The following is a 25,446-nucleotide window of genomic DNA, read 5'->3' as shown; positions in this document are numbered from 1 at the left end:
CTATCCGTTCAGAGATATCCGTGCCGGCCTCGCTGGGCGGGCTTCCGCATCTTGCCGACACAGATCGAGGTCTGGCACGACCGCTTTCGGCCCCCTGATGTTTTATCCCTTCACGTATCCTCGCCCTTCGACGATCTTTCCGTCCCGAACGCGCATGATGTTTACCCCTCGGACCCAATTCGCCGCGCTGTCGCCCCAGCTGAGCCGCCATCGGATGATCCCGCGATCTTCACTGGCCCAAATTTCTTCGGCTTGGAAGGCGAGGTTCGCAGAGGACGCAATCCCCTTCCAGAATTCGAGGCAAGCTTCACGCCCTTCATAGCGCGCGCCATCAGGTGCGGGAGCCGTGTTCTCGAGAACGCAGCCTTCACCGATCAGATCGTCGAGGTTTTCGGGGCAATGCCTTGCGAAAGCATTATGGAAACGGGTGACGACTTCGCGTGTGATTTTGCTATCGGCATTCATCTTTTCACCTCTTGAGATCAGGTCTAGAAGGGTTTTTCGGACTTGTCGGTGCGATAGAGGCTAACAGCCACCTCCCTGGGTTTTCCCCTCGGACCCCCCTTCGCGACCTTGCGCCAGGCGTCAAGCGTGGTCTGGTCACGCCAGCACTCGAAGAGATTGACGCGCTCCGGATCGACCGCGTCCGCGCTTATGGAAAAGTCGAGACAGCCGTCATAGGCCCTCGCGCGTTCGACCAAGCCCTTGAAAGCTCGCACGGCACCGTCCCGCTTCTCAGCATCGGTGCGGGTGTAGCCAGCGATGATAATCATGAGTTCTCCTCCTTGAAGCGCTGATTGATTATTGCTGTCACTCAGGAAGGGGCGCCGACTGGCCGGGGATTTTTGAGTAACCCAGCGCCTCGATGATTCGTCCGTGACGGACGTGCATCAGGTTGACGCCGCGAACCGATTCCCCGTCGCCGAAATTGAACCGCCAGCGGATGATGGCGCGATCACCCATTGTGATCGTGTCTTCGACGTCGAAATGCGCGACCGGATCTTTGGCTAGGGCCTCCCAGAATACGAGGCAGGCGTCATAGCCTTCGTATCGCGTTCCATTGGGCGCCGGCTGAATGGACTCCATCACGCAGTCCGGGGCGATCAGGTCCTTCAGGATCGCCGGTTCGTGATCGCGGAACGCCTGGTTGAACCGGCGCATGATCTCGACTGTTTCGTTCGTCTGCATAATCACCTCCTAGTCAGACAGGTCTGTCTATTTGCAGCATACAGACCTGTCTGTTAGAGTCAAGCACATGAACAAAACCGTTTCGCGGACCGATTCTGGAGCCAGCGTCGCGCGCCGCCGCTTGCTCGATACCGCCACCCGTCTCTTCTACACTGAGGGCATTCGTGCGGTCGGCATCGACCGCATCATCGCGGAGGCGGGCGTAGCCAAGGCGACGTTCTACAATCACTTCCCTTCGAAGGACGATCTCGTCCTCGCATATATCAATGAGCAGGATCGGATCGGACGGGATGCCGTGTCAGCACTTCCCGAGCAACAGCCAGCGGAAATGATCGCGGCGGTCATGGAGCGCATCAGCGAGGCCGTGGTCGCAGGAGGTTGGCGTGGGTGCCCCTTTCTCAACGCGGCGGCCGAATATCCAGACCCTAAAAGTCCCGTGCGGCAAGCCATCGATGCGCGCCGCGCCTGGTATCACGGCGTCCTACGGGACCTCCTTCAGGCGGACGGCGATCCGACCCCTTCTGTGACTGCCTCGTTGCTTGTCGCCCTATCAGACGGCCTGCTCGAAGCCGCATACCTTGACGATCCGGCGGCCGTTCCCGCCCTTGTACGCGAAGCACTGAAAAGGTTGCTGGTCCGGCCTTGAGAAGCGGCGGATGGCGCAAATCAGTCGAAATTCATGAGCTTTGGGTCGATGTCCCAGGCGCTGTTTCTTCAAGGTAATTTTCGTCGCAAAACTCGATCGCAAGAAGCGGTCTATCTGTCGCGGACTTTGGCCGCCAAACCACGGGCCGTTCTCCGACTCGCCCGCCCAATAGCGGCCAGTCCACTTTTCCCCTTCGTGACATTCCGAATCGGGAACACGACCCTAGTCTGTCCATTCCCATCGCCGGTCCGCCCCTACCCCTTCTTCCGGCTCATAAACGCCATCAGCGCCTGCTTCGTCTCGTCGGACTTCAGCCGCGCCGTGAACAGCCTGCCCTCCTCCTTGATCCGCTCGACGAGCGCGTCGCGGTTGCCGCGCATCAGGTCGCGCGACAGTTTCAGGGCCTCCGGCGGCTTCGCCGCGATCGCGGCTGCCGCCCCCATGGCGCGGCTTTCCAGCTCTTCCTCCGGCACCACCTCGTAGATCAGTCCCGCCGCCATGGCGCGTTCGGCCGAGAACGGCTCGCCGAGCGCCAGCAGTGCGAAGGACTGCTGCGTGCCCAGCAGCGCCGGCGCGATCAGCGTCGAGCCGGCTTCCGGCACAATGCCGAGATCGACGAAAGGCGTGTGAAACACGGTGCGCGGCGTGGCGAAGGTCATGTCGCAGTGGAGATGGATCGTGGTGCCGATACCGACCGCGATCCCGTCCGCCGCCGAGACGATCGGCTTCGCCGAGCGGGCAAGAGCCATGAGGAAGTCGAAGACCTCCGGGCCGCCCTCTCCGCCCATCGCGATGACCATGAAGTCGGCCATGTCGTTGCCGGCTGAAAAGGCGCCGGGCACGCCGAGGATGACATGGCAGCGGATGGCGGGATCGGCGTCGCCCTCGGTCAGCGCCTTCGCCATCGCGCCGTACATGGCGCGCGTGATGGCGTTCTTCTTGTCCGGACGGTTCATCCGGATGGTCTGGACGGCGCCGTGACGTTCGACGACGATGTGCTCGCTCATATCGACCTCAGCTTGCCAGCGCGGCCGTGGCCGCTTCCAGGCTCTCCGCCCCGTTCTCCACCCGGTCGCGGAGCGCCGCACATTCGGCGATCAGGTTCTCGGCAAAGAAGCGCGCCAGCGACACGCGGGCAACATCCCGGCCGGCGACTGCGCCGCGCGCCAGATAGGCGCCGCCGGAGGCGAGGCCGAACAGCCTGAGATAGGGCGTCGCGCCGGACAGAGCTTCCGCCATCCTGCCGTCGGCCATGGCCTTCTGCAGGAAGCGCGTCGCACCTTCCAGGTCGGCGAGTGCAGCGTCAAGGCGGTCGGCGGTGCGGCCGAGGCCCGACAGGTTCGAGTTGCGCAGCGCCTCTGCATCGGCCTTCAGCTCGGCGATGTAGGCATGCACATGCTCGCCGCCCGACTGCGGCAGTTTTCGCGTGACGAGGTCGATCGCCTGGATGCCGTTGGTGCCCTCGTAAATCGGGGCGATGCGCGCGTCGCGGTAGAGCACGGCCGCGCCCGTCTCCTCGATGAAGCCCATGCCGCCGTGGATCTGCACGCCGATGGAGGCTGCCTCGACGCCGATGTCGGTCGAGAACGCCTTGGCAATGGGGGTGAGCAGGTTGGCGCGCTCCTGCCAGAAGGTGGCGTCCGCCCCTTCCGACGAATGCGCCATGTCGAGCGCATGGGCGCAGGAATAGGCAATGGCGCGTGCGGCCTGGGTCAGCGCCTTCATGGTCAGGAGGTTGCGCTTGACGTCCGGGTGCGCAGCGATCGGGCTCATGCCCTCGCCGGTGTAGCCAGGCGCCTTGCCCTGCCGGCGCTCGTTGGCATAGGCCAACGCCTTCTGGTAGGCGGCCTCGGCGATCGCGACGCCCTCGATGCCGACCGCGAGGCGGGCATTGTTCATCATCGTGAACATGCAGGCGAGGCCGCGGTTCTCCTCGCCGACCAGCCAGCCGATCGCGCCCGGCTCGCCCTCGGCGCGGCCGTCGCCATAGATCATGGTGCAGGTGGGCGAGGCATGGATGCCGAGCTTGTGCTCGATCGAATGGCAGAAGGCGTCGTTGCGGCGCCCGGGCCTGCCGTCGGCGTCGGGAATGAACTTCGGCACGAGGAACAGCGAGATGCCGCGTGTGCCGGCCGGCGCGTCGGGCAGGCGCGCGAGCACGAGGTGCACGATGTTGTCGGTGAAGTCGTGCTCGCCATAGGTGATGAAGATCTTCTGGCCGAAGATGCGGTAGGTGCCGTCGCCCACCGGCACCGCGCGGGCGCGAAGTGCTGCGAGGTCGGAGCCGGCCTGCGGCTCGGTCAGGTTCATCGTCCCCATCCACTCGCCGGAGACCAGCTTTTCGAGATAGACGGCCTTCAGCTCCTCCGATCCGTGCTTGTCGAGCGCCTCGACCGCGCCCTGCGTCAGCGTCGGGCCGAGGCCGAAGGCGACGGAGCCGGAGTTCCACATCTCCATCGTCGCGATGCCGAGCATGACCGGCAGGCCCTGGCCGCCGAAGTCGACCGGGCCGGACAGGCCGTTCCAGCCTCCCTCGATCCAGCGATGGTAGAGGTCGCGCCAGCCGTCGGGCATGGTCACGCTGCCGTCCTTGAAGCGCGCGCCCTGCCGGTCGCCCGCGAGCCCGAGCGGCGCCACCTCGTCGGTTGCGAAGCGCCCGGCCTCCTGCAGCACCGCGTCGACGAGGTCGGAGGAAAGATCGCCGAAACGGCCTTCTTCGATCCCCTTGTCCAGCCCCACCACATGTTTCAGCGTGAAGGCGATCTCTTCGACGGGCGCGCGATACATCCGGACCTCCCTGAATTCTGCTGACGCGGTCGCCACCGCCTATTGCGTTCCGCGGCGAAGGTCAAACCGGACGCATGGACTCTCCGCTGCCGTTGGGGCAGAATTTGCTGCTGACGTGTAAGGGGGAGCAACGACGGTGCCGTTCGCGGCGCGACTTGCTCGGACATTTCTCGCGCTGCTGTGCCTCTGCTGGAGCCAGCTCTGCGCAGGTTCAGCGTCGGCCGTGGATTTCTCGACCAGCCGGGCGATCGTCATCGGCATCGACAAATACGGCGGCGGCTTCCAGGACCTCTCCTACGCCGTGGCGGATGCGCGGCGCGTCGCCGATTTCCTGCGCGCGCAGGGCTACGACGTGCGGCTTCTCCTCGACCAGAACGCAAGCCGTGAGCAGATCCTCAATGAGCTCCACACCGCCGCGCGCGACCTGACCGACCGCGACCGGCTGCTCGTCTTCTTCGGCGGCCATGGTTCGACGGAAAAGATCGGCGACCAGGAGCTCGGCTACCTCGTGCCGAGCGGGGCAACGGGCGTCGGCAGCATGATCGGCATGGAGGAACTCCGCTCCATCTCGCAGACCATGACCGGCGTGCGGCACCAGCTCTTCGTGCTCAACGCCTGCTATGGCGGATCGATCGGCATCCTGCGCGGCGTACGCGCCTTCGACACGACGCGGCCGGACTATATGGAGCAGATCACGGCGAGGCAGGCGAGGCAGTTCATCGCGGCGGGCGGCCCCGACCAGCAGGTGCTCGATGGCGGACCGAACGGACTGTCCTGGTTCACCTACTATTTCCTTGAAGCGACGGAAACCGGCCAGGCGGACCTGGATGGCGACAGCACGATCACCTTCCCGGAACTCTCCGCCTATCTCCTGCCCAGGGCCAGCAACAACGTGCAGACGCCGACCTTCGGTGCGCTTCCCGGCCATGCGCTGGGAGAGTTCGTCTTCGCCCGCAGCGCGGCCGGCGCGCCGCCCGTCGTGGCGCAGGCCGACATCGAGGCGTCGCATGCGACGACCCGGGCAGCTTCCCTGCCGGAGGTGGCGCGCGACTTCACGCCGATGCAGCAGCCGATCCACGACCTCTTCAACGCCTGGACGATGCTGGACATCGACGCCTATCTCGCCCAGTGGTCCCCGCAGGCGCGCCAGTTCGTCGGAAAGAAGATGCGGCGCTACCCGGAGATCGAAGCAGCGCGGCGAAAGCTGTTCAAGCGGCTCGATGCCGTCGAGGTGGTTCGCTACCAGTTGTGGTTCCGCGGCTACGAAGACGGCGTGGCGTCCTTCGACGCCTCCTATTCGATGAAATTCCACTTCAGGGACGGCCGGGTGCTCGCCGAGCAGGAGCGCGAAACCTATCGGGTGGCGCAGGACGACGGCCGTTGGGTGATCGTCGAGAACCGTGACTACCTGCGCTGAATGTCGTAGGTTGCCTGGTACCGTCCAGCGCGGGCGCCCGACCAGCCGTGAGACCGACCATGCTTGCCCGCCCCGAGAAATTCGCCTGCATCGAATGCGGACTGCCGTTCGGGGCGGATGACTTCGCCTATCATGGCGGAAACATCGACCACGGTCCGGCCTACTACACCGATCGCGGCGTGCTGTGCTCGGCGAAATGCTCCCTCGCGCACCACCAGAGGCGGAGGGCGGACGGGACGCTGCCGACCATGCCTCCGCCCAATCCGATGACCGGCTATTTCGGCTGACGCACCGTCAGAAACACAGTATTTTCAATATCCTGTTTGCATTTTATTAACCAGGCGCCCGCCATTCAGGGGCTTCGCATCCGTCCGGAGTTCCAGCCGTGAAGACCCTGCCGATCCTTCTCGCCGGTGGCGTTCTCGCTGCCGCGGCGCTCGCGCCATTGGCGGAGCGGAAGGATCCGGGCGCGGACTTCGCCAAGCGCTTCGTCGAGTGCTCCGACAAGCTCGGACCGGCGGCCTGCGAGTTGCATCTCGAGGAATGGGAAAAACGCCCGAACGCGCGGCGGGAGATCATCGAGCGCTTCGCCCGCGACCAGGCCTTCGCCCTCCACCTGATCGCACTCTCCGACGCCAAGATCACCACCGGTTCGGTCCGCAAGGGCGGGCCGAGATAGCCTATCCCCTCTCGCGCGCGATCGCCCGCCAGCCGATGTCGCGGCGGCAGAACCCGCCCGGCCAGTCGATGGCGTCCACCGCCGCATAGGCCTTCGCCGCCGCCTCGCCGACCGTCCTGCCGGCAGCGGTGACGTTGAGCACGCGGCCGCCATTGGCCACCAGCCGGCCGTCCTCCAGGGCGGTGCCGGCATGGAAGACACGGACACCGTCGCCCGCGGCCTTTTCCAGCCCCCTGATCTCGGTTCCCTTGCGCGGTGCCGCCGGATAGCCCTCCGCCGCGAACACCACCGTCAGCGCGGCGTCGTCGCGCCAACGGGCGGACATATGCGCCAGCTGGCCGTCGGCCGCGGCCGACAGCAGCACCAGCAGGTCGTCCTTCAGGCGCATCATCAGCACCTGCGTCTCCGGATCGCCGAAGCGGACATTGTATTCGATCAGCTTCGGCCCCTCCTCCGTCAGCATCAGTCCGGCGAAGAGGACGCCTGAAAACGGACGTCCCATGGCCGCCATGCCGCGCAGCGTCGGCTCGATGATCTCGTTCAGCACCCGCGCCTCGATCTCCGGCGTCATCGCGGGCGCCGGCGAATAGGCGCCCATGCCGCCGGTGTTCGGGCCGGTGTCGCCTTCGCCGACGCGCTTGTGGTCCTGCGCCGAGCCGAAGGGCAGCGCGGTGCGCCCGTCGCAGAGATAGAAGGCGCTCACCTCCTCGCCGGTTAGGAACTCCTCCACCACGACCTCCTCGCCGGCAGCGCCGAAGCTGCCGGAAAAGCAGTCGTCCACCGCCGCGAGCGCTTCCTCAATCGTCATGGCGACCGTCACGCCCTTGCCGGCGGCGAGCCCGTCGGCCTTGACGACGATCGGCGCGCCGACGCCACGCACATAGGCGGCCGCATCCGCCGCATTGTCGAACCGGCCGAAGGCGGCGGTCGGAATGCCGTATTCGGCGCAGAGATCCTTGGTGAAGCCCTTCGATCCTTCGAGCTCGGCCGCTGCCGCCGAGGGCCCGAACACCTTGATGCCCGCTGCGCGCAGGTCGTCGGCGATGCCGGCCACCAGCGGCGCCTCGGGGCCGACGACGACGAGATCGATCGCCTTCTCGCGGCACAACGCGACGACCGCCGCATGGTCCGCCACGTCGACCGGCACGCAGGTCGCGACCTCGGCGATGCCCGGATTGCCGGGCGCGGCATAGAACGCCGTCAGCATCGGCGACTGCGACAGCTTCCAGGCCAGCGCTTGCTCGCGCCCGCCCGAGCCGATGAGGAGAACGTTCATTGAGAGGTCACCCGAAGAAGAGGAAGCCCGCGATCAGGAAGACGGGCATCAGCACCGCGCCCGACCACAGCATGTAGCCGAAGAAGCTCGGCATGTTGACGCCCTGCTCGCGGGCGATCGCATAGACCATGAAGTTAGGCGCGTTGCCGATATAGGTGTTCGCGCCCATGAAGACCGCGCCCGCCGAGATCGCCGTCAGCGTCAGGCCGAGCGTGGTCATCAGGGTCTGCGGGTCGCCGCCGGCGAGCTCGAAGAAGACGAGATAGGTCGGCGCATTGTCGAGAAAGGAGGAGAGGAAGCCTGTCATCCAGAAATAGGCCAGTTCGTTCGGCGCACCGTCGCTCCCGGTGACGAGCGAGACCAGCGGCGCCAGCGCGCCGTCCATGCCGGCCTTCAGGATCGCGATCACCGGGATGATGCAGACGAAGATGCCGGCGAACAGTTTCGCGACCTCCTTGATCGGCCCCCAGGAGAAGCCGTTGGCTTTCCGGTACATGCCGTTTTGTCGTCACCATCGAGACGATCGCCAGCGCCAGGATGAGCACGTCGCGGACGAGGTTCTGCAGCTCCACCGGAACGTTGAGCAGCGTGAACGCGACGCCGGGCTTCCAGGAGGCGGAGAGCAGGATCGCGCCGATCACGCCGCCGAGCAGGAGGAAATTGAAGATGCCGAAGATCCGCACCGGCGTGTCGGGCGTCGGATCCTTGATCTTCGGCAGCCCCTCCTCGCGGACATGAAGCCAAACGTCGATCGCGACGAAGACCGCCAGCACCAGCCCGCCGACAAACAGCGTCTCCCAGATCAGGTGCTGCGTCGTCCAGAAGAAGTCGACGCCGCGCAGGAAGCCGACGAAAAGTGGCGGGTCGCCGAGCGGCGTCAGCGAGCCGCCGATGTTCGACACAAGGAAGATGAAGAAGACGACGACGTGCACGTTGAACGGCCGGTTGTCGTTGGCGCGGATCAGCGGCCGGATCATGATCATCGAGGCGCCGGTCGTGCCGACGATCGAGGCCAGCACCATGCCGATGGCGAGCAGGATCGCGTTCATGGCCGGCGTGCCGTGGATGTTGCCGCTGATCCAGATCCCGCCGGCGATGGTGAAGAGCGCGAACAGCAGGATGATGAAGGAGATGTATTCGAGCAGCATCGTGTGCGCGACGGCCTCGGCCGCGACCATCGGCCCGAAGGCCAGCGCCATCGGCACGATGACGAGCGCCGCCCACACAGCACTGATCTTGCCGTAGTGGTGTTCCCAGAAATGGGCGTAGAGCAGCGGGCCGGTGGCGATGCACAAAAGGATGCCGGCGAAGGGCAGCGCCCAAAGCAGCGACATCGCCGCGCCCGGCAGGCCATGCGCTTCCGCCGCCGAGGCGGGCAGCGTCGCGAGCGACAACAGGAAGGCGGCGAGAAGTCTCCGTCCCGGCATTCATCCATCCCCTTTGATGTCGCCTCTCCCTAGCGGCGCGGTCAGGGATTCGCAAACGCTTTGAGTTCGCTAGCCTGCGGCGCTCCGCGAGCTTGACGCCCCTGCCCCGTCCTGCCACTCACGCAGCATGGAAACCGTGCAGACAAGAGGCGTCCAGGGCCGCGTCGCCGACGCGCCGTCCGGACATTGGGTCTACAAGCTTCTGCCCCGCCCCGTCTGGCCCTATGCGCAGCTCGCGCGGTGGGATCGGCCGATCGGCTGGCAGTTGCTGCTGTGGCCCTGCTGGTGGTCGGCGGCGCTCGCGGCGAGCGCCTATGCAACCGCCGCGGAGCCGCTGTCCACGCTTCTGCCGTCGCCGTGGCACCTCTTCCTCTTCTTCGTCGGCGCGGTCGCGATGCGCGGCGCCGGCTGCGCCTACAATGACATCGTCGACGAGGGCATCGATTCCCAGGTGGAGCGGACGCGGTCGCGCCCGCTGCCGTCCGGCCAGGTCACCCGCCGCCAGGCCTGGATCTTCGTCATCGCGCAGGCGCTTCTGGGCCTGGTCGTGCTCGTCCAGTTCAATTCCTTCGCGATCCTGCTGGGCATCGCCTCGCTCGCCGTCGTGGCGGCCTATCCCTTTGCCAAGAGAATAACCAACTGGCCGCAATTCGTTCTGGGACTTGCGTTTTCCTGGGGCGCGCTGATGGGCTGGGCGGCGGAGTTCGCCGAGATCGATCCGCCGGCGCTGCTGCTCTATGCCGGCTCGATCCTGTGGGTGATCGGCTACGACACGATCTATGCGCATCAGGACAAGGAAGACGATGCGATCGTCGGCGTGCGCTCGACGGCGCGGCTGTTCGGCCGACACACGGTCTACTGGCTCGTCGGCCTCTACAGTGGAACGCTGATCCTGTTCGCCTGGGCCTTCGCGCTGGCCGAAGTGCCGATGCCGGCACTGGCCGGCCTGCTCGCGGCCGGCGCGCATATGGCGCGCCAGGTCAGGACGCTCGACATCGACGATCCCGACCAGTGCCTGCGCCTGTTCAAGTCGAATAATGTCGTGGGCTGGCTGATCTTCCTCGGCCTGATCGGCGGCGCGGTCTGGCCCGCCGTCAGGCCGCTGATCTGAGGCACCTCACTCCGGCGCGATGATTTCCTCGCCGGCGACCACCAGCCGCAGGCCGAGGTCGCCCTGCTTGCGCCGCGCCAGGAAGCGCGGGCGGCGCGGCTGCGAAGACGAGCGCTTGCGGCGCAGCTTCGGCTCGCCCTTGCGGACGGCGCCGAGCGATTCCTCGAGATTGCGGGCCACGCCGTCGGCCTCGACCAGAAGCATCGGCAGGCGATAGGCCTCCGCCCAAGCGCGCCAGTCGGCGGCGACATCCTCGAGGTCGTGCGCCACCAGCAGCGGCACAGACAGCGCCGGGTCGTTGTGCATAAGTTCGAGCGTCACGGTGACATTGCCTTCGCCATCCTCGATGGCGCGGGCGGCGATGCCGCGGAACGCCTGCGCCGGCATGACAAGCGTCACCGGCAGGCCGCTCATTTCCAGAACGCGGCGCACGACGACACCGCGATGGTCGATGGAGAAAGTCACGTCACCCTGGTCGTCGCGGGTCGCGTAGCTGACGACCTGCGGCAGCCGGAACGGATCCAGCCGCAGTTCCTGACCGGCCCAGACCGGCTTCAGATGGATGTTCTGCATCGCCTATTCCCTGTTGCTCCCGAGAGCCGTTTCCGGTTCCCGACGGCGGGTTTTCCCGCTCGTTATGTGCAGAGACTAGGCGCGGCCCGTTACCGGGTGCCTTAGAAGTTCGGTTAAATTTGTTCTGAATGCCGCGAATGGTTATCGCTTTGCGACCACCTGCAAGATTCCATCAACAATTACGAATACTTAGATAACCTTGCCCGGATTCATGATGTTGGCGGGGTCGAAAGCGCGCTTGACGCGGCGCATCAGGTCGATCGCCACCGGCGGCGCGGTGGCGATCAGCTCGTCCCGCTTCATGCGGCCGATGCCGTGTTCGGCGGAAATCGAGCCGTCGAGGGAACGGACGACGTCGTGCACGGCGTGGTTCATGGCCGGATAGAGAGCCAGGAACGCCGCCGTATCGCCGCCTGCCGGCTGCGAGACATTGTAGTGCAGGTTGCCGTCGCCCATGTGGCCGAAGCAGACCACGCGGGCATCCGGCGAGACGGAGGCCACCGCCTCGCCCGCCTCACGGATGAAGCGGGGGATCGAGGCGACCGGAACCGAAATGTCGTGCTTGATCGAGCCGCCTTCCCCCTTCTGCGCCTCGGACATGGATTCGCGCAGGTGCCAGAAGGCGTCCGCCTGCGCCAGGCTCGCCGCCACCGCCGCGTCCGTCAGCGCACCGGTCTCGTAGGCCTCGGACAGGATCTCCTCCATCAGGCCAGCGGCGTCCTCTGCCGACCGGCCGGACGAGATTTCGAGAAGCACGTTCCACGGGGCGGCCTGCTGCAGCGGCGCGGCCGTGCCCGGAATATGGCGCAGCACGAAATCGAGCGTGCGGTCGGACATCAGTTCGAAGGCCGTCAGCGACGGTCCCGCCTTGGCGGCAGCCATCCCAAACAGCACCAGCGCCTGGTCCGGCGCTTCCACCGCGATCCAGGCCACCTCCCTGCCCTTCGGCTTCGGGAACAGCTTCAGCACGGCGGCGGTGATGACGCCGAGCGTGCCTTCCGCGCCGACGAACAGGTCCTTCAGGTCGTAGCCGGTATTGTCCTTCTTCAGCTTGCGCAGGTCGTCCAGCACCTCGCCGGTGGGCAGCACGACTTCGAGGCCGAGGCAGAGATCGCGCGCGACGCCGTAGGCAAGCGCGCCGACGCCGCCCGCATTGGACGACAGGTTGCCGCCGATCTCGCAGGAGCCCTGCGAGGCGAGCGAGAGCGGGAAGAGGCGCTCCACCCCGTCGGCCGCTTCCCGCAGCGCATGCAGGATCACGCCCGCCTCGGCCGTCACCGTGTTGGACTGCAGGTCGATCTCGCGGATGCGGTTGAGCCGCGACAGCGACAGCACGACCTCGCGCCCCGACCCGTCCGGCATCTGGCCGCCGACGAGGCCGGTATTGCCGCCCTGCGGCACGATCGGCGTGCGCGTCTCGGTGGCGAGCTTCATGATCGCACTCACCTCCGCGACGCTGCCGGGCCGCAGGACAAGGCGCGTCGATGCCGCCATACCTGCCGCGCGGCTCGGTGATGTAAGGCGCGATGTCGATCTCGGAGCGCAGCGCATGAGCCGGGCCGACGATGGCGGCGAAACGATCAAGCAGGGCGTCTTCCGGCATCGCGGTCATCGGTATGTCCTAGTCTGATCCCGGCGGATCGTCGCGCGGTGCGGCGGCGCGCGCCAGCCGGTCGTTGATCGCCTCGCCGAGCCCATGGCGCGGCACCGGCTCCACGGCGATGGCGCGCGCGCCCCGGCGGTCGAGCGCCTGGATATGGGAAAAGAGGTTCGCCGCCGCCTCCCGGAGATCGCCGGCCTCGGACAGGTTTAGCATCGCGACGACCCGTTCCGCGCCGGCGACGCGCTTCGGCCCGAAGGCGAGCAGCGCCTCGCCCTCGCGCACCTCTTCGGCGTTGAGCCTGACGGCGGCAGCGGGCGCATAGTGTGACGACAGCATGCCCGGCGCCTGGATGCCGCTCCCCGAAAAGCGTTCCACCGGCGTGCCGAGAAACGCTTCGATCTCCTCCACCGTCACCCCGCCGGGCCGCAGGAGCATCGGGCGGCCGTTCTCTATCTTCACAATAGTGGACTCCAGCCCCACCGGCGTGGGCCGGCATCGACGATCAGGCCGATGCGCGCGCCGAGGTCGGCTTCCACGGCCTGTGCCGTCGTGCCGCTCACCTTGCCGGACGAGTTGGCGCTCGGCGCGGCCAGCGGCCGGCCGAGCCGCGCAATGAGGTTTTGGGCGATGCCGCGCGGCATCCGCACCGCGACCGTTTCGAGGCCGGCAGTGACGAGCGGGTGGACGGGGCTGGCGTCTGCGAGCTGCAGCACCAGCGTCAGCGGGCCGGGCCAGAAGTGCTCGGCCAGCCGGCGCGACAGCGGATCGAACACGGCGATGCGCTCGGCGAGCGGAAATCCGTCGACATGAGCGATGAGCGGGTTGAAGCGCGGCCGGCCCTTCGCCTCGAAGATGCGCGCCACCGCCTCGCCATTGGTCGCGTCGGCGGCGAGCCCGTAGACGGTCTCGGTCGGGATCGCGACGAGCTGGCCGGCGGCAAGGGTGGCCGCGGCTTCGTCGAGGGCGCTGTCTGCTGGGATGATCTTCGCCAAGTGCGGAAAACTTCCTTCGTCGCGAGCGACATACAACCGCTGGCCACGGCGTCAATCGTTAAAGTTTCGATCGATTCCGCAACCTCACGTCAAATTAACCCGGCTAGCCTAGCTTTCCGATACCCGCTTCAGGAGCCTGATCCTCGATGCGCCTCTACTGCTTAGCCCTCTTTGCCGGCATCGCCGCCTCCACCGGCGCGTCCGCCTCGTCCTTCGTGACGCTGCCTCTTCATGGTGACGTGTCTCCATCCGTCATGCATCTCGGCACAGCCCCCGACATCGCCGCGGCAGCAAGGCCGGCCGCCGCGGTGACGAGCCAGGCCCGGCCCAATGAGACGCTGCCGGCGCTGCGCTATCCGCCTCCCATGCCGCGCGGCCTCGGCATGCCGGTCGCCCAGACAATTGTCAGCGCCTCCGTCACCGCGATGGGCGCGCCCGCGGTCGAGGATTTCGAAGTCGCCGCGGTCAAGCCGGAAAAGCCCGCGCGGTCGCTCTTTGCCAGCATGCCGCTGGTGATGCGCGGCGGCATCCGGGGAGACGCCTTCCCCGGCGGCGATGCTGCCTCGACGCCGGAGACGGTTCCGGTGACACAGGCGTCCTCACCTGCCCGAAAGTCAGGGTCAGAGCCGGCGAAGGCGCCCGAACCGGCCGTGGACGATACAGCCGAACCGCCTGCGCCCCCGAACGGCATCGCCCCGCTCAAGGGCGTCCAATAGGGACGCCCGTCGAACCTCAGCCGGCGATCTTCGAGAAGTCGGCGACCTGGCCGGTGACTGAGCGGATGCGCGCCAGCAGCGCCAGCCGGTTTGCCCGCACGGCCTGATCCTCATCATTCACGAGAACATCCTCGAAGAATGAATCAACTGGCTCACGCAGTGCCGCAAGCGCGCGCATGGCAGCGGAAAAGTCCTGTTCGCCAACCGCTTGCGCCGCTTTCCTCTCGGCCTGATTCACCGCGTCGAACAACGCCGTCTCCGACGGATGGCGGAAAAGGGCGAGATTGACCTCGCCGGCGACCGCCGTCCCCTTCTTCTCCTCCGCCGCCAGAATGTTCGCCGCGCGCTTTGTCCCGGCGAGCAGGTTCTTTCCTGCGTCGGTCTCGAGCAACGCGCCAAGCGCCTCGACGCGGCGGACGATCGCAAGGAGGTTGCAGCTTTCCGGCGTGATAACCGCATCGACGATGTCGTGGCGCATGCCGCTGTCGCGCAGGTAGACCTTCAGCCGATCCTGGAGGAACGACCGGAGATCGTCGCTGACCGACGGGTCATGCTGCTCGACCAGCGGCAGCCACTCCGGAGCATCGCCCCTGGCGTCGGCGATCAAGGCGCGCGCGCGATCGCCGAACAGGCCGCCGGCAACCGACGCCGACAGGATCGCGCCGAGCTTCTCGGCCGCTGCGGGAGACGCGCCGATCTGGTGGCGCAGCACCTGCACGTCGTTGACGGGATCGATGGAAAAGTCGAGGCCATTTTCCAGCACGATCCTGATGACGCCGAGCGCGGCCCTTCTCAGGGCGTAAGGATCCTTCGAGCCCGTCGGCTTCTCGTTGATGAACCAGAAGCCTGTTAGCACATCCAGCTTGTCCGCCAGCGCCACGGCGATCGACACCGGATCGGTCGGAATGGAGTCCGACGGCCCCTGCGGCTTGTAGTGCTCCTCGATCGCAGCCGCAACGGACGCATTCTCGCCCTGCAGCTGCGCATATTTCCGCCCCATCGCGCCCTGCAACTCGGGGAACTCGCCGACGACCTCGGTCTGCAGGTCGGCCTTGGCCAGCACCGCCGCGCGGCGGGCGAGCGCCGGATCGGCGCCGACCAGCGGCGCAATCTCCTCCGCCAGCCGCGCGATGCGCTCGACTCGTTCGCCCTGCGTCCCGAGCTTGGCGTGGAACGTTACGCCGAGGTGGTCGAGGCGCGCCATGCGCTGGTCGAGCGGCCTGGCGAGGTCCAGCCCGAACTTCGCCGCGCTCTCCTTCAGCGCGTCGAGGTCCGGCAGGTTCGCCTGGTCGGTCCGCCAGAAATACAGCGCGTCCGACAGCCGCGCCCGCACCACCTTGCCGTTGCCCCGCGCGATCTCGGCGCCGCCGTCCGAGGCCTCGATGTTTGAGGTGAGCAGGAAGCGGTTGGAGAGCCTTCCGTCACTCAGCGTCAAGCCGTCCGAAAGGCCGCCGGCCGGCGGCGCACAGACAAAACACTTCTGGTTCGCCCGGATGGTCAGCCGGATGACCTCAGCCGGAATCTGGAGATAGTCCTCCTCGAATTCGCCCATCAGCACGACCGGCCATTCGACGAGGCCCGAGACCTCCTCCAGCAGGCCGTCGTCCTCGACCAATTCCAGCCCGGCCGCGAAGGCAAGGTTCTTCGCGTCCGAGCGGATGATCTCCTTGCGCCGCTCGGCGTCGAGCACGACCTTGGCGGCCTCCAGCTTCGAGACATAGTCGTCGAACCGCCGCACGGTGATCGCGCCCGGCGCGTGGAAGCGGTGGCCGTAGGTGACGTTGCCCGACGCGATGCCGTCGACCTCGAAGGAGACGACGACCGGCTCCTCGGTCTCCGGCCCGAAGGTGCAGACGATTGACTGCAGCGGGCGCACCCAGCGCAGCACCTCGCCGCCCCTGCCCTCGACGCTGCCGTAGCGGCGGCCCTTCGGCCCCGACGCCGCGCCCCAGCGCATCTCCTTTGGCCACGGGAATTTCCGGATCGTCGCCGGCACCAGCTCGGCGATCACCTCTTCTGCCGCGCGGCCGGGCTTCGAGATGTGGGCGACGTAGAAATCACCCTTCTTCGGATCGGAATGGACATGCGCCTGGCCGACGTCCGACAGCCCCGCCTTGCGCAGAAAACCCTGGATCGCCTGTTCGGGCGCAGACGTGGACGGGCCCTTGATCTCCTCGTGCACGTCCTTGGAGCGCGCGGTGACGCCGCGGATGTCGAGGGCAAGCCGGCGCGGCGTCCAGTATTCGCGCGCGGCCTCGTAGGTCAGCCCGGCCTCGACCAGACCGTCCGTGATCATCTTCTTCAGGTCGCCCGCCGCCTTGCGCTGCATGCGGGCGGGGATTTCCTCGGAGCGGAGTTCGAGCAGAAGGTCCGGCATGGGTCAGGCCTTGTAGGAGACACCGAGCGCGGCGAGCGTGTCCCAGTAGGCCGGGAACGTCTTGCCCACGCAGTCGGGGTCGAGGATGGTGATGTCGGAGAGTTTCAGCCCCGCAAGCGCGAAGCTCATGGCGATGCGATGGTCGGCGAAGGTGTTTATGCGCGCCGGGGTCGAGCCGGACAGCGCCGGGTCGGAGGCGACGACGAGGTCGTCGCCCTCCTCCGTCGCCAGCCCCTGCCGGATGCCGTTCAGCCCGGTCGAGAGCGCGCGGATGCGGTCGCATTCCTTGACGCGCAGGTTTTCGATGCCGGTGAAGCGCACCGGCGTGTCGTTGAAGGCGGCCAGCACGGCCAGCGTCGGCACCGCGTCCTGCATCTGCGAACCGTCGATCACGGCCGGCATATGCGGGAAGGCGGCGATCAGCTCGTGCGACTTCGCGTCCGGCTGCGAGAACTCGCCCGCCGGCACGCCGAGGTCGATCGCCCCGCCGGTCAGCACTTCCGCCGCCCAGAGATAGGTCGCGGCCGAGGCGTCAGGCTCGATCAGATAGTCGGTGGCGCGGTATCCGGTCGGCTCCACGCGCCAGCGGATGGCGTCCAGCCGTTCCACCCTGGCGCCGAAGGCGGTCATGGCCGCCGTCGTCAGGTCGATATAGCCGAGCGCGCCGATATGCTCGCCGGTGAGCTCGACGGTCACCGGCCTGCCGCCGCCCGCCGCCATCATCAGGAGCGCCGAGACATACTGGCTGGAAAGCCCGCCATCGATCAGGATCTTTTCGGCCGCGAAGCCGCCCGTGCCGTGCACCGTCACCGGTGGGCAGCCGGTCGGCGCGGACACGTCGATGCCGAGCGACCGCATCGCGTCCACCAGCGGCGCGATCGGCCGCTTGCGCATATGCTCGTCGCCGTCGACCACGACCGTGCCGTTCACCAGGGCTGCGGCCGCCGTCAGGAAGCGCGTCGCGGTGCCGGCATTGCCGAGAAACAGCGGCTTCTCCGGCGCCTTCAGCACGCCCGAGCTCTCGACCACGAAACTCGTCGCGTCCGGCTCGGCGACGCTCACCCCCATCGCGCGCAGCGCGTCTGCCATGTAGCGCGTGTCGTCGCTCTTCAGCGCGCCCGTCAGCCGGCTCGTGCCCTTCGCCAGACCGGCCAGCAAAAGCGCGCGGTTGGTGATGGACTTCGAGCCCGGCGGCGCAGCGCGGCCGACGAGCGGCCGTCCCGGGGGCAGGATGGTGAGGGCTTCGCGCGCCATGTCAGGCGGCCTTCTCCATGCCGCCGGCATCCGTCAGCAGGAAGGCCTCGCCGCAGGCCTTGGCAAGATTGCGCACGCGCAGAATATAGCTCTGCCGCTCGGTGACCGAGATTACGCCGCGCGCGTCGAGCAGATTGAAGGCGTGGCTCGCCTTGATGCACTGGTCGTAGGCCGGAAACACCATTAGATGATGCTTCCGTTTGTCATCTCCGGTCAAATGTGACCCGGTATCGATCAGCGTGGCAAAGCCGCGCGAATGCTCAGGATCGGCGCTCACCGGCGCTCCCGCCGCCAGCAGCGCCTGGCATTCGCGCTCGGCGTCCTCGAAGTGGCGGAACAGCGCCTCGGTGTTGGCGTATTCGAAATTGTGCCGCGAATATTCCTGCTCGGCCTGCAGGAACACCTGGCCGTAGGTCACCTTCTCGTCGCCTTCGAGCCCGTTGAAGTTCAGGTCGTAGACGTTGTCGACGTTCTGGACATACATCGCCAGCCGCTCGAGGCCGTAGGTCAGTTCGCCCGACACAGGCGCGCATTCGATGCCGCAGACCTGCTGGAAATAGGTGAACTGCGACACTTCCATGCCGTCGCACCAGCACTCCCAGCCCAGCCCCCAGGCGCCCAGCGTCGGGCTCTCCCAGTCGTCCTCGACGAAGCGCAGGTCGTGCAGCAGCGGGTCGATGCCGATCGCCGCCAGCGAGCCGAGATAGAGCTCCTGCAGGTTCGGCGGGTTCGGCTTCAGGATCACCTGGTACTGGTAATAGTGCTGCAGCCGGTTCGGGTTCTCGCCGTAGCGGCCGTCCTTCGGTCGGCGCGAGGGCTGCACATAGGCGGCCCGCCACGGGCGGGGGCCGAGCGCGCGCAGCGTCGTGGCCGGATGGAACGTGCCGGCACCGACCTCCATGTCGTAGGGCTGCAACACGACGCAGCCATAGCGCGCCCAATAGTCGTGCAGCGTCAGGATCAGGCCCTGGAACGAGCGCGTCGGGTCCATGTAGGCCGGGCGGTGGCCGGCCTGCTGAAGTGCGGTCACGGGTAGCCTCTCTCAGGCGAAAAGGGTCGGCGCCGTCCTATTCCCCGCGCGACAGGGGGTCAAGGCTCGCCCGGTCGCGCGAATGTGATCGCCGCCCTGAACGAGACGGCATGGGCGCAGCGTTGGTGTCATGAGATCAATGACCGCAGGGAGAATTGTCATGCCGGCCACCATCATTCGACTCGTCGCGACCGCGGGACTGTTCGCCGTCTGCGCGGCAGGGGCCGCTCGCGCGCAGGACGCGGGCGGCGCGGCCTATGCCGGGGACGCCTACGATCCGGTCAGCGGCTATCGCTGCGTAACGCCGTTCTGCGACACGGTCGCGCTTCCCGGCACCAGCTGCCTGTGCCAGAAGCTCAATCCGAACGAGACGCGGCGCGAGAACGTGCGCTATGCCTGCACCGACATGAAGAGCCGGCAGCAGTGCGATGCGCCGCGCTGAGAGACTGTTTCGAAATCCGCTCTGGCGAGTCAGCTGGTGGTGGTTTCGGGGTCGCGTCAGCGACGAGCGGAGCGGACATTTGGGTAAGTGAGCACCGGAAGCGCAGAAAACGCCATCAGATGGCCGCCAGAGCGAATTTCGAAACAGTCTCTGAGCGCAGACAGGAGACCCCAATGCAGAGATACATCCCCCGCCGCGCGTTCGGCTTCGCCGGCCTGCTCGCTATTGGCCTTTCCGCCAGCGCCACCGCAGCAATGGCGCAGAACTTTCCCTCCGGTCGCGACGGCGGCTTCAACGAGCGCGACGAGGTGACGGGCTATCTCTGCGTCACGCCGGGCTGCGACGTGCTGAGGATGTCGGAGGCGAACTGCCTCTGCGTCAAGGAGAACCCGGCGGAACGCAAGCTGTCGAAGCTCAGGCTCACCTGCTCCAAGCGCGAAAACGGCGCCTGGGTCGCCTGCCCTGTGAAGCCGCGCTACGGCATCAGCAACTGATACGCGTCACCCCCCTCATCCCGCCCCCGCTTCGCTCGGCGGACCTCTCCCCCGAGGGGAGAGGAGACGTGAGACCCCGGCTCCCCTTTGGAGGGACCGAAGAAACCGCCGAACCATCAGCGCCTGGCTCCCTCTTCTCCCCTCGGGGGTCCGAAGGACGGGCGAGACCGTCGGCTCGCCCCGGCTCGGTGGCCGCGAAGCGGCCGGATGAGGGGGCTTACGCCCTGGATTCGAAACGCCCCGTCAGGGCAGCTTCAGTTCCTGCCCCGGATAGATCAGGTTCGGATTGCGTCCCAGCGCCGGGTTGAGATCGAGGATTTCGCCGAAGCGCTGTCCGTCGCCGAGCTTGTCCACCGCGATAGACCAGAGCGACTGGCCCGGCCCCACCGTATAGGACTGGCCCGGCTGTGCCGGGGCCGCGGGCGCCGCCGCCTGCTGCGTCGGCTGAGGCTCCGGCGCGACCTCGACCTTCGGACCGTCGGCGGGCGATGCATCCGTGGCCGTGTTTGTGTCGGGCTTCGTGTCGAGCGCGGCCATCGCGCGCGGCGGCTCGTCCGGCAGGCCCTTGGCAAGCTTCTCGGTCACCTTGGCCAGGATGTCCGGCTCGGGCTTCAGGTCGCGCGCATGCGACCACTGGAAGGTCGCCTCCAGCTTGCGGCCGACGCGCCAGTAGGCGTCGCCCAGATGGTCGTTGAGCACCGGATCGGCGGGCTGCAGCGCAACCGCGCGTTCGAGTTCGGTCACCGCCTCCTCGTAGCGGCCGAGCCGGTAATAGCCCCAGCCGAGCGAATCGATGATGAACCCGTCCGACGGCCTGAGGTCGACCGCCTTCTTGATCATCTCGAGGCCTTCCTCGAGGTTGATGTTCATGTCGATCCAGGAATAGCCGAGATAGTTCAGCACCTGCGGCTGGTTCGGGAACAGTTCCAGCGCCTTCTTGAAGTTCGGCTCTGCCTTCGGCCATTCCCTCAGGCGCTCGTAGGCGATGCCGCGCTGGTAGAACACGCTCCAGTCGGACCGCACCGGATTCTTGAGCTGCGCGACGGCGCGGTCGTAGACGCCGGCTGCCTCGCGGAACTTCTCCTCGCCGGCATAGGTGCCGCCCAGCGCCAGATAGGCGCGCATGTCGGACGGATCCGTCTCGATCAGCTTGGCGAGGTGCGAGATGGCCTCGTCGGTGCGCTTCAGCTCGGCGAGGTTGAGGCCGAGCTGAAGCTCGGAGATGCGCTTCATCGGCGATTTCGGCGAGACCTCGCCGTAGAACTTGATCGACTCTTCCAGCTTCTGCTGCTGCTCCGCCACCGCGCCGAGCTGGATCAGCACCGCGTCGTTCTTCGGCGACAGCGCCCGGGCGAACTGGAGGTAGAGACGCACGAAGGCCTCGCCGCCGCCGCGGTTGAGCGCGCTGCCGACGTCGAGCAGCAGTTCGGCCGCGCCCTCCTGCGGAGTGGGTGCCAGCAGCGGGATCGGCCGGCCGCCGACGATGTCCTTGCGCAACGCGGCCGTCGAGGGACGCGAGGGCGAGAACTCGTCGACCCGGCGCAGCACGTCGAGCGCCTTGGCCTTGTCGCCCTTGCGCGCCAGGAAGCCGGAATAGGCCTCGATCAGCCGGACATAGGCTTCCGGTGCAACGTCGGCGGCGGAGCGGGCCACCACCGTCTCGTCATAGGCCTTCTCGGCCTCGTCCTTCAGGCCGGCATAGTCGGCGATCAGCGCACGGTGGATGTTGAGGAAGAGGCCGTACCACTGCGGCCCTTCCAGCGTGCCGAGATACTCCATCCCGCCCTTGGCGTCGCCGGCCCCGGCCTTGGCCCAGGCGGTCATGACGCCGGCGATCAGCTTGTCGAGATCGGACGACAGGCTGAGCTTCAGCATGTATTCGGCTTCCGCATAGTCCTTCTTGCGGAAGGCGTCGACGGCGAGCGCCACGCGCGAGAAACGCTCGACGTCGGGCACGGCCTTCAGCCGCTCGGCAAAGGGCAGCGCCTCCTCGAACCGGCCGTCGGCGATCAGCGCCAGCATGATGCTCTGCTGCACGGGTTGGTTTTCGGGCTCCGAGACCAGCGCGCGCTTGTAATATTCGATCGCGGCGTCGAGGTCGTTGTCGGCCTCGGCCGCGCGGCCGGCCAGATAGGCTCCGGAGAACGAGGTCACGCCCAGAGACTCTGGAGAGGTCTGTCCGGATGCCGGGGCGGCGGTCGCACCGACGACGACGGCGAGCGCCACGGAGGCAAGCCAGCCCAACTTTCTCATCCGCATCGCCACCCTTTCAGCGCGCCTGGTGAAGCTTCGCACAAATCACACCCAAGCATGGCCTTTTTGCGGACAGGCTTCAACCTGCGCATCGACCGCGCCGGTGTCCGGTTCAGACCACCCGGCTGATGCAGAAGTCGATGACTTCCAGCAGCGCCTGCTTCTGCGGCGTCGCCTTCAGCGGCGCGATCGCGTCGCGGGCGATGTCGCCGAAATGGCGGGCGCGGCCGACCGTGTCAGCGATGGCGCCGTGGCGAATCATCAGCCCGGTCGCCTTCTCCAGCTCGGCGTCGCCCGAGACGCCGTCCTCGATAGCGCCCTTCCAGAACTCGCGTTCCGCCGCCGTGCCGCGGCGATAGGCGAGGATCACCGGCAGGGTCAGCTTGCCTTCGCGGAAATCGTCGCCGGTGTTCTTGCCGAGGTCCTTGGAATTGCCGCCATAGTCCAGCGCGTCGTCGACGAGCTGGAAGGCGAGGCCGAGATTGGTGCCGTAGGAGCGCAGCGCGTTGCGCTCGGCCCGCGTCGCACCCGCGATCACCGGGCCGACCTCGGCCGCGGCCGAGAACAGCGCGGCGGTCTTCGCCTTGATCACCTGCAGGTATTCGTCCTCGGTCGTCTCCATGTTCTTCGCGGCGGCGAGCTGCCAGACCTCGCCCTCGGCGATGACGGAAGCGGCGGTGGACAGGATGTCGAGCGCGTCGAGCGAGCCGACGTCGACCATCATGCGGAAGGCCTGGCCGAGCAGGAAGTCGCCCACCAGCACGCTTGCCTGGTTGCCCCAGATCATCCGCGCCGTCTTCTTGCCGCGGCGCAGGTCGCTCTCGTCCACCACGTCGTCGTGCAGCAGCGTGGCCGTGTGCATGAACTCGACGCTGGTGGCGAGCTTGACGTGGCCGTCGCCGGAATAGCCGAACATCTGCGCCGCCGCGAGCGTGAGCATCGGGCGCAGCCGCTTGCCGCCGGAGGAGATCAGGTGGTTGGCGATCTCGGGGATCATCTCGACGTTCGAGCCGGCCTTCGACAGGATCAGCTCATTGACCCGCGCCATGTCGGCCGACGTCAGCTCGACCAGCGGCTTGACCGAGGCGGTCTTCTTGCCTTCGTCGAGCGATACAACAACACCCACGGACATACTCCCGTCTCGGGCCGGTAGACCCGGCATTTTTCGCCGCGACCCTATGTCCGCCGTCACCGATTGGGCAAGCGGCGAATTGGCGCGGAACCGGCGCATGCGGTCACACAAAGTTCATCGTGGCGGCCGCAAGCACCACATAGCGCGCCGTCTTCGCCAATCCAACCAGCAGGACGAAACTCCACAGCGGTTCGCGCAGCACGCCGGCCGCGACCGTCAGCGCATCGCCGCCCACCGGCGCCCAGCTCAACAGCAGGCTCCAGCGCCCCCAGCGGCCATACCAGCGGGTCGCGCGGTCGAGTTGGGCCGGCGTCACGGGAAACCAGCGCCGGCCGGAAAAGCGGCTCACGCCGCGCCCCAGCGCCCAGTTCACCACCGCGCCCAACGTATTGCCGACGCTCGCGACGGCGACGAGCGCGACCGGCTCCTGCGCGCCGGCGACGAGCAGCGCCACCAGTGCCGCCTCGGACTGGGCCGGCAGGATGGTTGCGGCGACGAAGGCAACGGCGAAGAGGCCGGCATAAGCGGCGAGATCGGACATCGCCCGATGCACCACGCCCGCGAGACGATTGCAACGCGCGCCATGTCGCGCCACAAGATGGCAGGCAGGAGGATCGGCCGATGACAAAGCCAGCCACCGTCGACGCCTATCTCGACACGCAGCCACAGGCTACCCGGGAGGTGCTCGATGTCGTCAGGGCAACGCTGCGCGAGGCGCTGCCGGATGCGGAGGAAGTGATCTCCTACCAAATCCCGGCCTATCGCTTGCCCGGCGGCGTCGCCCTTTTCTTCGCCGGCTGGAAGAAGCACTGGTCGCTCTACCCGGCAGGCAAGGACCTCGTCGCGGCGTTCCGGGAGGACCTCGCACCCTACGAGGTCAACGAGAGAGGCACAGTCCGCTTTCCGCTGGACAAGCCGGTGCCGGTCGACCTCGTCGCGCGCATCGCCGCCTTCAGACGCAGGGAACTCGGCTGACCGTCCGGGCTTTACCTCCGGACGTTCACCTGCCACGGTTGGTCATGATCGAACTCGTCCGCACCAACGACCCCGTCGTCATCTCCTTCATCGAGGCGCTGCTGCGCGATGCCGGCATCATCTTCTTCGTCGCCGACCAGAACATGTCGATGACGGAAGGCTCTATCGGCATCCTGCAGCGCCGGGTCATGGTCGAGGAAGGCCGCCTGGACGAGGCCCGCACGCTTCTCGCCGAAGCCGGCGTCGCCGACGAAATCCGCGACGCCTGAGACGTGACGCCGCCCTTGCTGCCCGCCGGCCACACGCTCGACGCCTTCCATCGCGGCGCCTTCCACCTCGTGCAGCCGCGGGACGGCCACCGCGCCGGCATGGACGCGCTGGTGCTGGCGGCCGCTGTTCCGGGCGGCTTTGCCGGCGGCCTCGCCGATCTCGGCGCCGGAGCGGGTGCCGCCGCCCTTGCCGTGCTCTCCCGCTGCCCCGGCGCCCGCGCGACGCTGGTGGAACGCGAGCCGGCGATGTTGGAGGCGGCGCAGCTGACGCTTGCCCTGGCCGAAAACGCGGTCCTCTCCGGTCGCGCTAAGATCCTCGCCGTCGACGTCGAGCTTGCCGGCAAGGCGCGCGCGGCGGCCGGGCTCGCGGACAATTCCTTCGATGCCGCGATCATGAACCCGCCCTTCAACGCGCCGCGTGATCGCGCCACGCCCGACGGCCTGCGCCGATCCGCCCATGTCATGCAGGCCGGCACGATCGAGGCGTGGGTCCGCACCGCCGCCGCCATCGTGAAGCCGCGCGGCATGGTCGCGATCATTGCGCGGCCGGTGTCGCTGCCGCAGATCCTGTCGGCCTTCGAAGGCCGGCTCGGCGGGGCCGAGATCGTGCCGGTCCATCCGCGCCCGGAGGAGCCGGCGATCCGCATCGTCGTGCGCGGCAAGCGCGGATCGCGCGCCGCGCTGACACTCCTGCCGCCCTTGGTGCTGCACGCGGCGCAGGGAAACGCCCTCTCCGCCCGCGCCGATGCGATCGTCAACGGGCAGGCGAGCCTGTTCGGCGACTGAGCCCTGCCGCCATTGCGCT

24 protein-coding genes and 3 pseudogenes are annotated in these 25,446 nt (G+C 67.2%); 11 read left to right on the top strand and 16 right to left on the bottom strand.

The annotated features are described in order from the left end of the window. Positions 1–102: 102 nt before the first annotated feature. The 3 genes from LRS09_RS19045 to LRS09_RS19035 are packed head-to-tail and all read right to left on the bottom strand — an operon-like array spanning position 103 to position 1,188. The gene (locus LRS09_RS19045; RefSeq protein WP_257808426.1) at positions 103–465 is read right to left on the bottom strand and encodes a nuclear transport factor 2 family protein; all 363 of its coding nucleotides are present in this window, start codon (positions 463–465) and stop codon (positions 103–105) included. A gap of 23 nt (positions 466–488) precedes the next feature. Next, on the bottom strand, positions 489–773 hold the full coding sequence (locus LRS09_RS19040; RefSeq protein WP_257808425.1) for a putative quinol monooxygenase: 285 nt from the start codon (positions 771–773) through the stop codon (positions 489–491). Positions 774–810: 37 nt separating this feature from the next. Beyond that, complete coding sequence (locus LRS09_RS19035; protein WP_257808424.1) at positions 811–1,188, bottom strand: nuclear transport factor 2 family protein; 378 nt, start codon at positions 1,186–1,188, stop codon at positions 811–813. Between the two features lie 67 nt (positions 1,189–1,255). Between LRS09_RS19035 and LRS09_RS19030 the strand changes: the two genes are divergently transcribed. Next, complete coding sequence (locus tag LRS09_RS19030; protein ID WP_257808423.1) at positions 1,256–1,834, top strand: TetR/AcrR family transcriptional regulator; 579 nt, start codon at positions 1,256–1,258, stop codon at positions 1,832–1,834. Between the two features lie 254 nt (positions 1,835–2,088). Here the strand turns inward: LRS09_RS19030 and LRS09_RS19025 are convergent, their stop codons facing one another. Beyond that, positions 2,089–2,841 (bottom strand): crotonase/enoyl-CoA hydratase family protein, encoded by a 753-nt coding sequence (locus LRS09_RS19025; RefSeq protein ID WP_257808422.1) that lies wholly within the window; start codon positions 2,839–2,841, stop codon positions 2,089–2,091. 7 nt (positions 2,842–2,848) lie between these two features. Beyond that, the gene (locus LRS09_RS19020) at positions 2,849–4,621 is read right to left on the bottom strand and encodes an acyl-CoA dehydrogenase (protein ID WP_257808421.1); all 1,773 of its coding nucleotides are present in this window, start codon (positions 4,619–4,621) and stop codon (positions 2,849–2,851) included. A gap of 136 nt (positions 4,622–4,757) precedes the next feature. Here LRS09_RS19020 and LRS09_RS19015 point away from each other — a divergent pair, with 136 nt between their 5' ends. The 3 genes from LRS09_RS19015 (at position 4,758) to LRS09_RS19005 (ending at position 6,717) form a co-directional block, all read left to right on the top strand. After that, positions 4,758–6,038 (top strand): caspase family protein, encoded by a 1,281-nt coding sequence (locus LRS09_RS19015; RefSeq protein WP_257808420.1) that lies wholly within the window; start codon positions 4,758–4,760, stop codon positions 6,036–6,038. Between the two features lie 59 nt (positions 6,039–6,097). Next, a complete protein-coding gene (locus tag LRS09_RS19010; protein WP_257808418.1) occupies positions 6,098–6,325 on the top strand; it encodes a hypothetical protein in 228 nt (75 codons plus the stop codon). 98 nt (positions 6,326–6,423) lie between these two features. After that, positions 6,424–6,717, top strand: coding sequence for a hypothetical protein (locus LRS09_RS19005; protein ID WP_257808416.1), 294 nt, complete (start codon positions 6,424–6,426; stop codon positions 6,715–6,717). A 1-nt stretch (position 6,718) separates the two neighbouring features. Here LRS09_RS19005 and purD read toward each other — a convergent pair whose 3' ends face one another. Further along, positions 6,719–7,993 carry a phosphoribosylamine--glycine ligase gene (gene purD / locus LRS09_RS19000; protein WP_257808415.1) on the bottom strand — a complete coding sequence of 425 codons (1,275 nt, stop codon included), beginning with the start codon at positions 7,991–7,993 and terminating at the stop codon, positions 6,719–6,721. Positions 7,994–8,000: 7 nt separating this feature from the next. Then, positions 8,001–9,420: pseudogene (locus LRS09_RS18995) on the bottom strand (sodium:proton antiporter). A 127-nt stretch (positions 9,421–9,547) separates the two neighbouring features. Between LRS09_RS18995 and ubiA the strand changes: the two are divergent. Continuing rightward, positions 9,548–10,531, top strand: coding sequence for a 4-hydroxybenzoate octaprenyltransferase (ubiA, locus tag LRS09_RS18990; protein WP_257808414.1), 984 nt, complete (start codon positions 9,548–9,550; stop codon positions 10,529–10,531). 6 nt (positions 10,532–10,537) lie between these two features. On the opposite strand, the gene LRS09_RS18985 is transcribed toward ubiA, so the two are convergent. From LRS09_RS18985 to LRS09_RS18975, 3 genes and pseudogenes are all read right to left on the bottom strand, one after another. Further along, positions 10,538–11,104 carry a DUF6101 family protein gene (locus LRS09_RS18985; RefSeq protein WP_257808413.1) on the bottom strand — a complete coding sequence of 189 codons (567 nt, stop codon included), beginning with the start codon at positions 11,102–11,104 and terminating at the stop codon, positions 10,538–10,540. Between the two features lie 189 nt (positions 11,105–11,293). After that, a pseudogene (locus tag LRS09_RS18980) lies at positions 11,294–12,716 on the bottom strand (FAD-binding oxidoreductase). Between the two features lie 9 nt (positions 12,717–12,725). Further along, positions 12,726–13,699, bottom strand: a pseudogene (locus LRS09_RS18975) (L-threonylcarbamoyladenylate synthase). Positions 13,700–13,845: 146 nt separating this feature from the next. Here LRS09_RS18975 and LRS09_RS18970 point away from each other — a divergent pair. Continuing rightward, positions 13,846–14,415 carry a hypothetical protein gene (locus LRS09_RS18970; protein WP_257808412.1) on the top strand — a complete coding sequence of 190 codons (570 nt, stop codon included), beginning with the start codon at positions 13,846–13,848 and terminating at the stop codon, positions 14,413–14,415. Between the two features lie 16 nt (positions 14,416–14,431). Here the strand turns inward: LRS09_RS18970 and glyS are convergent, their stop codons facing one another. Genes glyS through LRS09_RS18955 form a run of 3 tightly spaced genes read right to left on the bottom strand, consistent with a single transcriptional unit; the run spans position 14,432 to position 19,037 of the window. Continuing rightward, complete coding sequence (gene glyS, locus LRS09_RS18965; protein WP_257808411.1) at positions 14,432–16,792, bottom strand: glycine--tRNA ligase subunit beta; 2,361 nt, start codon at positions 16,790–16,792, stop codon at positions 14,432–14,434. Positions 16,793–16,795: 3 nt separating this feature from the next. Beyond that, positions 16,796–18,046, bottom strand: a complete 1,251-nt coding sequence (locus LRS09_RS18960; protein WP_257808410.1) for a 3-phosphoshikimate 1-carboxyvinyltransferase — start codon at positions 18,044–18,046, stop codon at positions 16,796–16,798. Between the two features lies 1 nt (position 18,047). Next, positions 18,048–19,037, bottom strand: a complete 990-nt coding sequence (locus LRS09_RS18955; protein ID WP_257810261.1) for a glycine--tRNA ligase subunit alpha — start codon at positions 19,035–19,037, stop codon at positions 18,048–18,050. Between the two features lie 199 nt (positions 19,038–19,236). Here LRS09_RS18955 and LRS09_RS18950 point away from each other — a divergent pair, with 199 nt between their 5' ends. Beyond that, the gene (locus LRS09_RS18950) at positions 19,237–19,518 is read left to right on the top strand and encodes a hypothetical protein (RefSeq protein ID WP_257808409.1); all 282 of its coding nucleotides are present in this window, start codon (positions 19,237–19,239) and stop codon (positions 19,516–19,518) included. A gap of 173 nt (positions 19,519–19,691) precedes the next feature. Next, complete coding sequence (locus LRS09_RS18945) at positions 19,692–20,012, top strand: hypothetical protein (protein ID WP_257808407.1); 321 nt, start codon at positions 19,692–19,694, stop codon at positions 20,010–20,012. 243 nt (positions 20,013–20,255) lie between these two features. Here LRS09_RS18945 and LRS09_RS18940 read toward each other — a convergent pair whose 3' ends face one another. The 3 genes from LRS09_RS18940 to LRS09_RS18930 form a co-directional block, all read right to left on the bottom strand. Beyond that, positions 20,256–22,271 carry a tetratricopeptide repeat protein gene (locus LRS09_RS18940; RefSeq protein WP_374684860.1) on the bottom strand — a complete coding sequence of 672 codons (2,016 nt, stop codon included), beginning with the start codon at positions 22,269–22,271 and terminating at the stop codon, positions 20,256–20,258. 106 nt (positions 22,272–22,377) lie between these two features. Continuing rightward, positions 22,378–23,391, bottom strand: coding sequence for a polyprenyl synthetase family protein (locus tag LRS09_RS18935; protein WP_257808404.1), 1,014 nt, complete (start codon positions 23,389–23,391; stop codon positions 22,378–22,380). Between the two features lie 109 nt (positions 23,392–23,500). After that, on the bottom strand, positions 23,501–23,938 hold the full coding sequence (locus tag LRS09_RS18930) for a YqaA family protein (protein ID WP_257808402.1): 438 nt from the start codon (positions 23,936–23,938) through the stop codon (positions 23,501–23,503). An 80-nt stretch (positions 23,939–24,018) separates the two neighbouring features. On the opposite strand from LRS09_RS18930, the gene LRS09_RS18925 reads away from it, so the two are divergent. The 3 genes from LRS09_RS18925 to LRS09_RS18915 are packed head-to-tail and all read left to right on the top strand — an operon-like array spanning position 24,019 to position 25,427. Next, positions 24,019–24,372, top strand: a complete 354-nt coding sequence (locus tag LRS09_RS18925) for an iron chaperone (RefSeq protein ID WP_257808401.1) — start codon at positions 24,019–24,021, stop codon at positions 24,370–24,372. Positions 24,373–24,416: 44 nt separating this feature from the next. Then, entirely contained in the window at positions 24,417–24,641 is a 225-nt protein-coding gene (locus LRS09_RS18920; RefSeq protein ID WP_257808399.1) for a DUF2007 domain-containing protein, read from the top strand. A 3-nt stretch (positions 24,642–24,644) separates the two neighbouring features. Next, on the top strand, positions 24,645–25,427 hold the full coding sequence (locus LRS09_RS18915) for a tRNA1(Val) (adenine(37)-N6)-methyltransferase (RefSeq protein WP_257808397.1): 783 nt from the start codon (positions 24,645–24,647) through the stop codon (positions 25,425–25,427). The last annotated feature ends 19 nt before the right edge of the window (positions 25,428–25,446 follow it).

It is taken from the genome of Mesorhizobium sp. J428, from assembly GCF_024699925.1.
Lineage (GTDB): Bacteria > Pseudomonadota > Alphaproteobacteria > Rhizobiales > Rhizobiaceae > Mesorhizobium_A.
Note: the sequence above shows the minus strand (reverse complement) of the source record. Positions and strands in the feature narration are given on the sequence as shown.

Coding starts and splice junctions, on each gene's coding strand:
- LRS09_RS19045 (WP_257808426.1), bottom strand. CDS start 465: ATGAATGCCGATAGCAAAATCACACGCGAAGTCGTCACCCGTTTCCAT.
- LRS09_RS19040 (WP_257808425.1), bottom strand. CDS start 773: ATGATTATCATCGCTGGCTACACCCGCACCGATGCTGAGAAGCGGGAC.
- LRS09_RS19035 (WP_257808424.1), bottom strand. CDS start 1,188: ATGCAGACGAACGAAACAGTCGAGATCATGCGCCGGTTCAACCAGGCG.
- LRS09_RS19030 (WP_257808423.1), top strand. CDS start 1,256: ATGAACAAAACCGTTTCGCGGACCGATTCTGGAGCCAGCGTCGCGCGC.
- LRS09_RS19025 (WP_257808422.1), bottom strand. CDS start 2,841: ATGAGCGAGCACATCGTCGTCGAACGTCACGGCGCCGTCCAGACCATC.
- LRS09_RS19020 (WP_257808421.1), bottom strand. CDS start 4,621: ATGTATCGCGCGCCCGTCGAAGAGATCGCCTTCACGCTGAAACATGTG.
- LRS09_RS19010 (WP_257808418.1), top strand. CDS start 6,098: ATGCTTGCCCGCCCCGAGAAATTCGCCTGCATCGAATGCGGACTGCCG.
- purD (WP_257808415.1), bottom strand. CDS start 7,993: ATGAACGTTCTCCTCATCGGCTCGGGCGGGCGCGAGCAAGCGCTGGCC.
- ubiA (WP_257808414.1), top strand. CDS start 9,548: ATGGAAACCGTGCAGACAAGAGGCGTCCAGGGCCGCGTCGCCGACGCG.
- LRS09_RS18985 (WP_257808413.1), bottom strand. CDS start 11,104: ATGCAGAACATCCATCTGAAGCCGGTCTGGGCCGGTCAGGAACTGCGG.
- LRS09_RS18970 (WP_257808412.1), top strand. CDS start 13,846: ATGCGCCTCTACTGCTTAGCCCTCTTTGCCGGCATCGCCGCCTCCACC.
- glyS (WP_257808411.1), bottom strand. CDS start 16,792: ATGCCGGACCTTCTGCTCGAACTCCGCTCCGAGGAAATCCCCGCCCGC.
- LRS09_RS18960 (WP_257808410.1), bottom strand. CDS start 18,046: ATGGCGCGCGAAGCCCTCACCATCCTGCCCCCGGGACGGCCGCTCGTC.
- LRS09_RS18955 (WP_257810261.1), bottom strand. CDS start 19,037: ATGGACCCGACGCGCTCGTTCCAGGGCCTGATCCTGACGCTGCACGAC.
- LRS09_RS18950 (WP_257808409.1), top strand. CDS start 19,237: ATGCCGGCCACCATCATTCGACTCGTCGCGACCGCGGGACTGTTCGCC.
- LRS09_RS18945 (WP_257808407.1), top strand. CDS start 19,692: ATGCAGAGATACATCCCCCGCCGCGCGTTCGGCTTCGCCGGCCTGCTC.
- LRS09_RS18940 (WP_374684860.1), bottom strand. CDS start 22,271: ATGCGGATGAGAAAGTTGGGCTGGCTTGCCTCCGTGGCGCTCGCCGTC.
- LRS09_RS18930 (WP_257808402.1), bottom strand. CDS start 23,938: ATGTCCGATCTCGCCGCTTATGCCGGCCTCTTCGCCGTTGCCTTCGTC.
- LRS09_RS18925 (WP_257808401.1), top strand. CDS start 24,019: ATGACAAAGCCAGCCACCGTCGACGCCTATCTCGACACGCAGCCACAG.
- LRS09_RS18920 (WP_257808399.1), top strand. CDS start 24,417: ATGATCGAACTCGTCCGCACCAACGACCCCGTCGTCATCTCCTTCATC.